Annotated in this window: 7 protein-coding genes; all 7 read left to right on the plus strand. The window is 62.0% G+C overall.

From position 1 onward, the window contains the following. A partial coding sequence (locus tag KBA32_RS15445) for a hypothetical protein (RefSeq protein ID WP_294360758.1) occupies nt 1-708 on the plus strand: 708 nt, incomplete at its 5' end. Nucleotides 709-1,063: 355 nt separating this feature from the next. Then, nucleotides 1,064-1,948 (plus strand): AraC family transcriptional regulator, encoded by an 885-nt coding sequence (locus KBA32_RS15450; protein ID WP_294360761.1) that lies wholly within the window; start codon nt 1,064-1,066, stop codon nt 1,946-1,948. A gap of 39 nt (nt 1,949-1,987) precedes the next feature. Then, nucleotides 1,988-3,475 carry a xylulokinase gene (gene xylB, locus KBA32_RS15455; RefSeq protein WP_294360763.1) on the plus strand — a complete coding sequence of 496 codons (1,488 nt, stop codon included), beginning with the start codon at nt 1,988-1,990 and terminating at the stop codon, nt 3,473-3,475. Nucleotides 3,476-3,694: 219 nt separating this feature from the next. After that, nucleotides 3,695-4,600 (plus strand): ABC transporter substrate-binding protein, encoded by a 906-nt coding sequence (locus tag KBA32_RS15460; RefSeq protein ID WP_294360766.1) that lies wholly within the window; start codon nt 3,695-3,697, stop codon nt 4,598-4,600. A gap of 142 nt (nt 4,601-4,742) precedes the next feature. Continuing rightward, complete coding sequence (locus KBA32_RS15465; RefSeq protein WP_294360768.1) at nt 4,743-6,239, plus strand: sugar ABC transporter ATP-binding protein; 1,497 nt, start codon at nt 4,743-4,745, stop codon at nt 6,237-6,239. Nucleotide 6,240: 1 nt separating this feature from the next. Continuing rightward, on the plus strand, nt 6,241-7,218 hold the full coding sequence (locus KBA32_RS15470) for an ABC transporter permease (RefSeq protein WP_294360771.1): 978 nt from the start codon (nt 6,241-6,243) through the stop codon (nt 7,216-7,218). Between the two features lie 108 nt (nt 7,219-7,326). Further along, the coding region (locus KBA32_RS15475) for a zinc-binding dehydrogenase (RefSeq protein ID WP_294360773.1) at nt 7,327-8,416 on the plus strand (1,090 nt) is incomplete at its 3' end.

Here is an 8,416-nt window from a genome sequence, read left to right on the forward strand (position 1 = left end):
GCCGGCGACCGCGAAAAGGTCATCAGCACCCTGAAGCGCGTGGTCGAGCGCACGCAGCGATCGTCGATGCTGAAGGTCGACGACTACCTGTCGCTGACGCGCAACCTGCTCGACGAGCAACGCGTCGACGAAGCCGCCGCGATCGCCGACGAAATGCGCATCGAAACGCGCAATCTCCAGTCGGGCGAACTCGCCTCGGAAGTCGCCACGGCGATGGTGCAGCGCGGCAAGGGCAAGATGAACGAAGCGCGCTCCAGCCTGGACAAGGCCTTCGACCTCCTCGACGCCGACGGCACCGCGACCAGCGACACGGTCGCCGTCGAAATCGCTGAAGAAGCCGTCCAGCACGGCGAAGTCAACCGTGCCGCCGCGGTCATCGCCCGTGTGGCAAGCAAGACCTCGTTGCCCGGCAAGATCAAGGCACGCCTGAACGGCTGGTTCGAAGGCAGCGACGGCGCCGGACTGGACGAGGAAACCCGGAAGGCCGCGCTCGGCGAGCAGATCATGCGGTCAATGGCCGAATCGCTGCAGCAGCTCGATGAAAACTGGTCCGACGAACGCGCTGCCGAGACGCGTGAATTCCTCATCAACGCCTTCACCCTGATGCCGCGCGACAAGCGCGTCATCAACGCGCACATCCGCTACAACTCGGTCGCCGTCCAGCACGGCGGACAACGGCACTCGCCGACGACGCGAACGGACGTTTGATTCACCCCAAATCGCTACCCGCTCTCCTTTTTGCCGCTCGTTCACTTGCCATACGGCTGCGCGTTTCTTCACTGAATTTACGCATTTTTCACCAGCCGAACGCACCAGAATCAAGCACAAAAACGCCTTTTCCCTGTCGAATCAAGCACCTCCAGAGATGCAAAAAAGTATCGAGAGATGGGCGCTTTATTGGTTGATGCGTGGTTGCGGCAAGCCTAAAGTGGCGCCACCTGCAGATGACAATGAACAGAAACAGAAGGCCGGCGATACGGTCTCAGAAACCGCAAGCAATGCCTCACGAGGGGCAAACGGGGAAATCGATCGTGGCAGCACGATCATTTGTGGAGGGTTTGGCATGAAACCTGATCTTGAAGTGGTCGATGTACTGCAACACGAGTCGTTCAAGGTCTGGGGCCACGGCTATCCGTTCCGCACCGTGCGCTGGCACTTCCACCCCGAGTACGAGATCCAGCTGATCACCGAAACATCCGGCCAGTATTTCGTCGGCGATTACGTCGGCCGCTTCGCGCCGGGCAACCTCGTCTTCATGGCGCCCAACATGCCGCACAACTGGGTCAGCGAATTGCCGGAAGGCCGCACGGTCGAGCGGCGCAACCTGATCTGCCAGTTTTCCGCCGAATTCCTCAACGAACGCATCCTGGCCTTCCCCGAGATGCGCTTCCTGGACAAACTGATGACGGAATCGAAGCGGGCCGTCCTCTTCTCCGACGCGACCGGCGACGCCGCGCGCCCGATCATGGAAGAGCTGCTCACCGCCAACGGCGGCCGTCGCGTCGCACTGTTCATTTCCCTGCTCGAACTCATCGCTCAGGATGAACAGCGCAAGCAGCTGGCCAGCCACCGATTCACGCCCGACCCGTCGAGCTACATGTCCTCGACGATCAACCAGATCCTTTCGTACATCGACCAGAACCTCGCGAGCGACCTGCGCGAGTCCGACGTCGCCGATCTCGCCGGGCAGAGCGTCACGACCTTCTCGCGTTACTTCCGCAAGCACACCGGGATGTCCTTCGTTCAGCACGTCAATACGCTGCGCATCCACCGCGCCTGCGAGCTGCTCGTCGATACCGGTCTTTCCGTCGCCGACATCTGCTTCCGCGTCGGCTACAACAACGTCTCGAACTTCAACCGGCACTTCCTGGCGCAGAAGGGCGTTCCGCCGAGCCGCTTCCGCTCGCTGCACCAGATGAACATCGTCTCCGCCTCCGCTGTCGCCTGACGTCCAACTGACCCGCACGCACCCAAGACACCATCCATCATGTCGCGTTCAACCTTCCTCGGCATCAACCTGGGCATCTTCGAAGTCAGAGTCTCGCTCTTCGACTTCGAACACCAGACGCTGGCCGACGCTGCAGTCCGCCTGACGCGCTCCACGCCGCAGTCGCACTGGAGCGAGCAGAGCCCCGAGGAATGGTGGCACGCCACGCTGGAAGCGATCGCCAAGGTTCGCGCCGACGCGCCCGCCGCATTCAGCGACCTCGGTGGCGTTGGCGTCTCCGGGCAGGCCCAGGGAACCGTGCTGCTCGACAAGCATCACCGCCTGCTGCGCCCGGCCATCCTGTGGAGCGACACGCGCGCCCGCGCCGAATGCCTTGAGCTTGAGGCGATGGTCACCAATTCGCGCAACATCACCGGCAACATGGCACTGCCGAGCTTTACCGCGCCCAAGCTCCTGTGGCTGCAGAAGTACGAACGCTCGGTCTTCGACAGCATCGCCAAGGTGCTGATGCCGAAGGACTTCATCGTCTTCCGCCTGACCGGCGAATTCGTCACCGACATGTCCGACGCGTCTTCGACGCTGTGTTTCGACGTCGGACACCGCGACTGGTCGGAGCGCATGATCTCGGTCGTCGGCCTGTCGCGCGAACACTTCCCGCGCCTGGCCGAGGGTTCGGAACAGGCCGGTTGCCTGCGCACGACGCTAACCGACGCCTGGAACCTCAAGCACCCCGTCCCCGTCGCCACTGGCGCCTCGCGTCCGGCCGCCACGGCACTCGGACTCGGCGCGATCAAGGAAGGCGACGCCTATGTGAGCCTCGGCCCGAGCGGCTTGAGCTTCGTCAGCACCTGCGGACCGCGCCCGAGCCCCGAGCGCGCCATGCGCAACTTTGGTCACTGCCTCCCGAACCTGTGGAGCCAGATGAGCGTTGCCCCGGCCTGTACGACGAGTCTCGAATGGTGGGCCAGCATTCTCGGCTCAGCCAGCCGCGAGACGATCTACCAGCGTGCGAAGACAGCCACAAAACACGAATCGCCAGTTTTCCTGCCTTATCTCAACGGCGCCAGCACGCCGCACAACGACGCGCGCGCAACCGGCGTCTTTTTCGGACTCACCGAAGATACGACGCCCGACATGATCGCCTACGCGCTGCTCGAAGGTGTAGCCTTCAGCGTGTCCGACGGCATCGCCGCGATCAAGGACACGGGTACGCTCATCAAGCAGGCCTCGCTGATCGGCGACGGAAGCCAGAATCGCTTCTGGAGCGAACTCGTCGTCACCGCCTGCGGCATGCCACTCAATCTGCACGCCAACGACTTTGACGCCGCCGGCCTGGGCGCCGCGCGCCTCGCCTGCCTGGCCGCCGGCGACTGCACGATCACCGATCTTGGCTTCTCGGCCCCCGTCGTCGAGACCATCGACCCACGCACGGACTGGCAGGAGGATCTGGAAATCCGCCACGCCCGCTTCCGCCGACTTTATCGAGCGCTGAAGTCCGAGTTCTCGCTCCAGGAGCCGGAGCCGTGATCAAACGCATCCACGCACCGCCCATCATGCGGCGCTGACACCAGTTTTCGACTAGTAGGAGAAAAGGGCATGAGGTACGGCCGGGAGGACCTTTTGCCTGAAATTCAGCCCGGTTACAAAAGCAAGTCGCAGTTTTTGTTTCGCCCGTTGGCGTCGCAAGTGATTGCCCGCCAGTTCAAACCCTGAAGCATTTTTTATCTATAAATCGAGGGATTAGTGATGAAAGCAATGAAAAAGGTTCTTCCGTTGATGTTGGGTGCAGCGATTGCCCTTCCGGTCTCCGCAGCTCCGCTGAAAATCGGTATGTCGTTCCAGGAACTCAACAACCCCTACTTCGTCACCATGAAGCAGGCCCTGGAAGAAGCCGCTGCTTCGGTCGGCGCGACGGTCATCATCACCGACGCACGTCACGACGTTGCCAAGCAGATCAGCGACGTTGAAGACATGATCCAGAAGAAGATCGACATCCTTCTGCTCAACCCGACCGACTCCACCGGCGTTGAAGGCGCCGTGAAGTCCGCCAAGGCTGCCGGCCTCGTCGTCGCCGCGGTTGACGCGAACGCCAAGGGCCCGGTCGACACCTTCGTCGGCTCGAAGAACTACGACGCCGGCGTGATGGCCTGCGAATACATGGGCAAGGCGCTCGGCGGCAAGGGCGACGTCGCCATTCTCGACGGTATCCCGGTCGTGCCGATTCTCGAGCGCGTTCGCGGCTGCAAGGACGCTCTCGCCAAGTTCCCGGGCATGAAGATCGTGACGACGCAAAACGGCAAGCAGGAACGTGACCAGGCGCTGGCCGTAACGGAAAACATGATCCAGGCCAACCCGAACCTGAAGGGCATCTTCAGCGTGAACGACGGTGGCGCGATGGGCTCCCTGGCGGCGATCGAAGCCTCCGGCAAGGACATCAAGCTGACCTCGGTTGACGGCGCGCCGGAAGCCATCAAGGCCATGCAGAAGCCGAACTCCAAGTTCATTGCGACGTCCGCACAGTATCCGCGCGACCAGATCCGCATCGCGATCGGCATGGCACTGGCCAAGAAGTGGGGCGCCAACGTTCCGGCCCACGTTCCGGTTGAAGTCAAGCTGATCGACGCCGAAGGCGCCAAGACCTTCACGTGGTAATCGCGCCTCCCTGACAACCGCTACGCTCCGGATGGCCGGGCTTCAAGCCCGACTGTCCGGGTGACACGGTTGCCGCGACGGCCCTCTCTTCGCCGCCCTGGCGGCGAAGAGTCCCCGGGAAATTCTTGAATATGGAACAAGTATGAATACGGTTTTGCGACTGGAACAGATATCGAAGCGCTTTCCAGGAGTGAATGCGCTGACGAATATCGATTTGTCGGTAGGCAAAGGTGAGATTCATGCCCTGCTCGGTGAAAACGGCGCGGGCAAATCGACCTTGATGAAGATCCTCAGCGGCATCTACCAGCCGGATGAAGGACGCATCCTTCTGGATGGAAAAGAACACAACTTCGCCAGCTACAACGAAGCCGTCGCTGCAGGGGTCTCGATCATCTTCCAGGAATTCAGCCTGATTCCTTACCTCAACGCGGTCGAGAACATCTACCTCGGACGCGAGTATACGAATTCGCTCGGTTTCCTGACGCGCGCCACGATGCGCAAGGAGGCCGCCGCCCTGTTCGAAAAACTGGGCATCAACATCGACATGGAGGTGCCCGTCTGCCAGCTCAGCGTGGCGCAACAGCAATTCGTCGAGATCGCCAAGGCGCTGTCGCTCAACGCGCGCATCCTGATTCTCGACGAGCCGACCGCAACGCTCACGCCGTCGGAAGCCGAACACCTCTTCGGCATCATGCGCGACCTCAAGGCGCACGGCGTGACGATGGTCTTCATCTCGCACCACCTCGAAGAAATCTTCGAGATCTGCGACCGCATCACGGTGCTGCGTGACGGCAACTACGTCGGCACGACCGACGTCCAGGACACCGACGTCGACAAGCTCGTCGAATGGATGGTCGGCCGCCGCCTGGAACAAGCCTTCCCGCCCAAGCCCGAGGCGCAGAAGAACCCGCGCAAGGTGCTCGAAGCGCGCAACGTCCAGCTCAGCGAAGGCGCGCCGATCAACAGCTTCACGCTGCACGAGGGCGAGATTCTTGGCTTTGCCGGCCTGGTCGGCTCCGGTCGTTCGGAACTGGCACGCGCGGTCATCGGCGCCGATCCCGCCTTCAAAAAGGAAATCATCTTCCGCGACCAGAAGGTGGCGCTGAAGGACACGGCCGAAGCGCTCGAAGCCGGCATCGGCCTCCTGCCGGAGAGCCGCAAGACCGAAGGCCTGATCGTCGATTTCGCCATCCGCGAGAACATCTCGATCAACAACCTGAAGAAATATCTGGGCCCGGGCCCCTTCATCAACCAGCGTGCCGAATACGCCACGACGGAGGAGATGATGAAGCGCGTCGGCGTCAAGGCGCCCGATCCGATGACGATCGTCGGACAGCTCTCCGGCGGCAACCAGCAGAAAGTCGTCATCGCGCGCTGGCTGAATCACCACTGCAAGGTGCTGATCTTCGACGAGCCGACCCGCGGTATCGACGTCGGCGCCAAGGCAGAAATCTACATGCTGATGCGCCGGCTGACCAACGAGGGTTACGCAATCATTTTCATATCGTCGGAGCTGCCCGAGATCGTCGGTCTGTGCGATCGCGTCGCGGTTTTCCGGCAAGGGGCCATCGTCGCCACCCTGGCGGGCGATGAAATCAATTCCAACGAGGTAATGCGCTATGCAACAACAGGCAACTAACATGAACAGCAAGGTGGGCGTCTCTTCGACCGCTCCTGCGAACTGGCTGACGCGGATGAAGCGTTCGACGTACTTCTTCCCGCTCGCCGGCCTGGTGGCCGTCTGCCTGGTGATGATCGTCACGACCGACAACTTCTTCTCGGCGGACAACTTCCTCAACATTGCCCGTCAGGTTTCGATCAACGCGATCATCGCCATCGGCATGACCTGCGCCATCCTCTCCGGTGGTATCGACCTCTCGGTGGGTGCCGTCATGGCGCTCTCCGGGACGTTGATGGCCGGTTCGATGATCGCCGGCGTGCCGCCTTACGCCGCGATCCTGATCGGTCTCGGCGTCGGCCTCGCCTTCGGCCTGTTCAACGGCTTCTTCGTGGCCTACGCCGGCATGCCGCCGATCATCGTCACGCTGGCAACGATGGGTATCGCACGCGGTATCGGCCTCATCTACACCGGCGGCTACCCGATCGACGGCCTGCCCGAAGCCTTTGCCTTCTTCGGCCGCGGCACGGTGCTGGGCATCCAGACGCCGGTGGTCATCATGGTGATTGCCTTCATCCTGGCCTACCTGTTGCTCGACAAGACACCGATCGGCCGCTACATCTACGCCATCGGCGGCAACGAGGAAGCAACCCGCCTCTCCGGCGTCCGCGTCGCCCGCTACAAGCTGTTCATCTATGCGTTGAGCGGCTTCACCTGCGCGCTCGCCGGTCTGGTGCTCAGCTCACGCCTGATGAGCGGCCAGCCGAACTCCGGCGTCGGCTTCGAGATGGACGCCATCGCCGCCGTCGTCATGGGCGGCACCTCGATCGCCGGCGGCCGCGGTTCGATCATCGGCACCTTCATCGGCGCGCTGATGCTCGGCGTGCTCAACAACGGCCTGAACATGATGGGTGTTTCGCCTTACGTGCAGAACATCATCAAGGGCCTGATCATCCTCTTCGCGATCTACATCAGCCGCGAACGGAAAAAACGCCGCTGATCCAACCTCCCCAATTTGAAGGCGTCGCGCCGTGTTTCCCCGGCATGTCGCGACGCCCCGAATACCCCCAGATTGAAAAAAGACAGATCCATAAACCAGGAGAAACTCATGACTGCCAACAACGAAATGCTCGCCCTGATCAACCACGGGCCGAAGGATTACCGCCTCGAAACCGTCGCCCGTCCGAAGCCCAAGGCCAACGAACTGCTCATCTCGATTGGTGCCTGCGGCATCTGCGCCGGCGACGACAAGTGCCACGCCGGCGCCCAGATGTTCTGGGGCGGCCCGGAAGGCATCGATCCCTGGGTCAAGACCCCGGTCGTTCCCGGCCACGAGTTCTTCGGCACCGTCGTCGAAGCCGGCGAAGGCGCGCTCGAACACTTTGAGGTCAAGCTCGGCGACCGCGTCATCGCCGAACAGATCGTTCCCTGCGGCAAGTGCCGTTTCTGCAAGAGCGGCAAGTACTGGATGTGCGAAGTGCACAACATCTTCGGCTTTCAGAACACGGTCGCCGAGGGCGGCATGTCCGAATACATGCTCTTCCCGCCCACCTCGCTCGTGCACAAGATCCCGGACAGCCTCTCCGCTGAAGATGCAGCGATCATCGAACCGCTTGCTTGCGCGATCCATACCGTCAATCGCGGCGACATCGGCCTGGAAGACGTGGTCGTGATCGCCGGCGCCGGCCCGCTGGGCCTGTTCATGGTGCAGGTTGCCCACCTCAAGACGCCGAAGAAACTGATCGTCGTCGATCCGGTTGATGAGCGTCTCGAACTCGCGAAGACCTACGGCGCCGACATGGTGATCAACCCGGCCAAGGAAGACGCCATCGCCAAGATCAAGGCGCTCACCGGCGGCTACGGCTGCGACGTGTATATCGAAGCCACCGGCAACCCGGTCGGCGTCACGCAGGGCCTGGAAATGATCCGCAAGCTCGGCCGCTTCGTCGAGTTCTCCGTGTTCGGCAAGGAAACGACGACCGACTGGTCGGTAGTCGGCGACCGCAAGGAACTCGACATCCGCGGCGCGCACCTCTCGCCTTACACCTACCCGGTGGCGATCGACCTGCTTGAGCGCGGCCTGGCCACGTCCAAGGGCATCGTGACGCACAGCTACAAGCTCTCCGACTGGAAGGCGGGCTTCGAATGTGCGCATTCGGTCGAGTCGATCAAGGTGCTGCTCGTCCCGGACGAGAAGT

This window comes from Propionivibrio sp., from assembly GCF_017995515.1.
In the GTDB taxonomy this organism is placed as follows: domain Bacteria; phylum Pseudomonadota; class Gammaproteobacteria; order Burkholderiales; family Rhodocyclaceae; genus Propionivibrio.